We start from the raw sequence: 3,405 nt of genomic DNA, 5'->3' as shown, positions 1-3,405 counted from the left end.
GTGGAGGCCCTCGTCGGCCTGGACGCCTACCGCTACCTGGCCCGGGAGGCCGTGCTCGTCTCGCAGATCACCGATGTGCTCAAGGCCCCGCGGGCGGACGTGCCCGAGCGGCTGTCCCAGGTGCTCGGCCGGCTGCGGGAGGCCGAAAAGGAGCTGGAGAAGCTGCGGGCCGCGCAGGTGCTGGCCATCGCGGGCGACCTCGCCCGGGCGGCCGAGGACGTCGGCGGGACCGCGCTGGTCACCCACCGGGCCGCGGACGGCACCTCAGCGGACGACCTGCGCAAGCTCGCCATCGACATCCGTGGTCGGGTGCCGGCGGACCGCCCGGCCGTCGTCGCGGTCGCGGCCGCGGCCAGCGGACGGCCGGTCATCGTGGCGGCCACCAACGGCCCGGCGCGGGAACGCGGGATCCGGGCCGGGGAGCTCGTCCGCGGTGCCGCGAAGATCCTCGGTGGTGGTGGCGGCGGCAAGGACGACCTCGCCCAGGGCGGCGGCAGCAACCCGGACGCCATCGCGGACGCGTTGGTCGGCGTCCGGCAGGCGGTGGTCCAGCGGCAGGCGGTCGTCAACGGCTGACGCACCTGCCGACGGCCGCCCGGCGGGGTCCCTTCCGAGGTATCGCCACCAGCTCCGCAGCGCATTCTGAGCCCGGGCACGGACAGCTCAGGCACAGCTCAGCTCAGGCACAGCCAGTTCTTCGCCCAGGCACAGCCAGTTCTTCTGGTTCGTGTCCACAGTGGAACCCGCAGGAGGCAGACAGACCAGACGGACAGCCGTGATCGGAGCATGTGGTGTCGAACGGACAGCAACGCCGACGAATGGCGACATACGAGGGCCGGCCCGTGGCCAGGCCGGACGAGGACATCGTCGACCAGGGCCTCGGTTTCGACATCGGGACCCTGCTGGGCCGCCGGCAGATGCTGCGGCTGTTCGGCCTCGGCGTCACCGCGGCCGGCCTCGCGGCGTGCGGCAGCGGTTCGTCATCGTCGGCGTCCGCGTCGTCATCGTCGGCGGCGGCCGCCACGTCGGGTGAGATCCCGGACGAGACCGCCGGCCCCTACCCGGGTGACGGCTCCAACGGCCCGAACGTGCTGGACGACAGCGGCATCGTGCGCGGCGACATCCGGTCGAGCTTCGGTGGGGCCAGCGGTACCGCCGAGGGCGTCCCCATGACGATCGAACTGGTCATTCAGGACCTGGCGAAGGGCGGCAGCCCCTTCACGGGCGTGGCCGTCTACGTCTGGCACTGTGATCGCGAGGGCCGGTACTCCCTCTACTCCGAAGGGGTCACCGACCAGAACTACCTGCGCGGCGTCCAGATCGCCGACTCCGCGGGGCGGGTGCGTTTCACCACTATCTTCCCGGCCTGCTACGACGGCCGCTGGCCACACGTCCACTTCGAGGTCTACCCCGACTCCGCCAGTATCACCGACGCCGCGAACGCCATCGCCACCTCGCAGATCGCCCTCCCCGGGGACGTCTGCGCCACGGTCTACGCCCGGCAGGACTACGCGGCCTCAGCCCAGAACATCTCGAAGGTCAGCCTGGACAGCGACAACGTCTTCGGCGACGACGGGGGCGCGCGCCAGCTCGGTGCCGTCACCGGTGACGTCACCAGTGGTTACAGCGTTTCCCTCGTCGCCGGGGTCGACACCACCACCACTCCGACCGGCGGCGGCGTGCCCGGTGGCTCCGGTGGATATGGCAGACCTGGCGGCTTCCCCCCGGGGCAGCGGTCCTGAGGGCCGCGCGGCCCTCAGGCCTGCGCAGTTGGATCAAGAACTGGAAGGTGGGCGTTTTGTCCCTTCTGAGGTGAACGTCACAGCCGGAAACTTGGATCGGCTCTCCTTCGTTCTTCAGAGTGCATCAACTAGTTACTGCATGTGATGGCCCTGCCGGTGGCAGGGCCATCACCGACAGGACCCGGATTGGCGGTCGGATGCGGGCGGACGTCGCCCACGGGCCGGCTTCGACGTGGATACGGCCGTCTTCAGCGACCCTTTCGGAGCCGCTCCATCGCGACAGCCCTGTCCGGTGCTGACCCGACCCCGAGGAGCGTCGCGTGGCCGTCCCACCTGTCCCGTTGTCACCATCAGCATCATCGTTGTCACAGCACAGCCATTCGCCGCCCGGCCCGCCGGAGGAGGCCGGCCGCGGCCGGGCCCGCCGGCGCTCGCTCGTGCCCGGTACCTTCCGGCCCGACCTGCAGGCGTCGCTGGTGGTGTTCCTGGTCGCGATGCCGCTGTCGCTGGGCATCGCGGTCGCCTCGGGCGCGCCGGTCGCCGCCGGTCTCATCTCCGCCGTGGTCGGCGGGATCGTCGCCGGCGCGCTCGGCGGTGCCCCGTTGCAGGTCAGCGGCCCCGCGGCAGGGCTGACGGTCATCGTCGCGGGCCTGGTGTCCAGCTATGGATGGCGGGTCACCTGCGCGGTGACCGTCGCCGCGGGCGTGGTACAGATCCTGTTCGCGGTCAGCCGCGTCGCCCGCGCGGCGGTCGCGGTCTCGCCCGCGATCGTGCACGGCATGCTCGGCGGTATCGGGCTGACCATCGTCTTCGGGCAGTTGCACGTCGTGCTCGGCGGTGAACCGGAAAGCCACGCCCTGGACAACATCGCGACGCTGCCCGGGCAGATCATCGACAACCACAACGCCGCGACGCTGGTCGGTATCGTGACGATGGCGATCATCCTGCTGTGGTCCCGGCTGGCCAAGGTGCTGCCCAGGCAGCTGCGGGCGATTCCCGCGCCGCTGGCCGCGGTCACCGTCGGGACCGCCGTCGCCGCCGCGTTCCATCTCGACCTGCCCCGGGTCGATCTGCCCAGCTCGATCCTCGGCTCGCTGCCGCTGCCGAGATTCCCGGACGGCGCCTGGGGCGGGATCATAGTCGGCGTTCTCACCGTCGCCGTTGTCGCGAGCGTCGAATCCCTGCTGTCGGCGGTCGCGGTGGAGAAGCTCCCCGGCGCGCGCCGTCCCGGGCAGCGCCCGGTCAGCCTCAACCGTGAGCTGTTCGGCCAGGGATCGGCCAACATCCTCTCCGGTCTCGCCGGCGGCCTGCCGGTCACCGGCGTCATCGTCCGTAGTTCCACCAACGTCGCCGCCGGGGCGAGGACGCGGGCATCGGCGATCCTGCACGGTGTGTGGGTGCTGCTGTTCGCCGTGTTCCTCGGCGGGGTGGTCGAGTGGATCCCCCTGGCCGCCCTGGCCGGGCTGCTGGTGGTCGTGGGGATCCGGCTGGTCGACATCTCCCATCTGCACCATGTGCGTCGGCACGGCGAGCTGCCCGTGTACGTCGTCACCCTGGTTGGTGTCGTCGCTCTCGACCTGCTGCAGGGCGTCGCGCTCGGCCTGGTCACCGCGCTCGGCCTGATCCTGCGCCGGGTGCTGTGGTCCAGCATCCACCTCGTCCG

Annotated in this window: 3 protein-coding genes; all 3 read left to right on the top strand. The window is 71.3% G+C overall.

Annotation, left to right across the window (positions count from 1 at the left end):
- Nucleotides 1-576, top strand: a 576-nt coding sequence (locus CM1CMNOD_RS16505) for a DHHA1 domain-containing protein (protein WP_241245653.1), incomplete at its 5' end; no start/stop codon positions are given.
- A gap of 242 nt (nt 577-818) precedes the next feature.
- Entirely contained in the window at nt 819-1,742 is a 924-nt protein-coding gene (locus tag CM1CMNOD_RS16500) for an intradiol ring-cleavage dioxygenase (protein WP_043603941.1), read from the top strand.
- Nucleotides 1,743-2,062: 320 nt separating this feature from the next.
- A partial coding sequence (locus tag CM1CMNOD_RS23285) for a SulP family inorganic anion transporter (protein WP_242625464.1) occupies nt 2,063-3,405 on the top strand: 1,343 nt, incomplete at its 3' end.

The organism is Protofrankia symbiont of Coriaria myrtifolia, assembly GCF_900634755.1.
Classification (GTDB): Bacteria; Actinomycetota; Actinomycetes; order Frankiales; family Frankiaceae; genus Protofrankia; species Protofrankia coriariae.
Note: the sequence above shows the minus strand (reverse complement) of the source record. Positions and strands in the feature narration are given on the sequence as shown.

Bases quoted from the DNA above. Each gene is read 5' to 3' on its own strand.
- CM1CMNOD_RS16500 (WP_043603941.1), top strand. From the start codon at position 819: ATGGCGACATACGAGGGCCGGCCCGTGGCCAGGCCGGACGAGGACATC.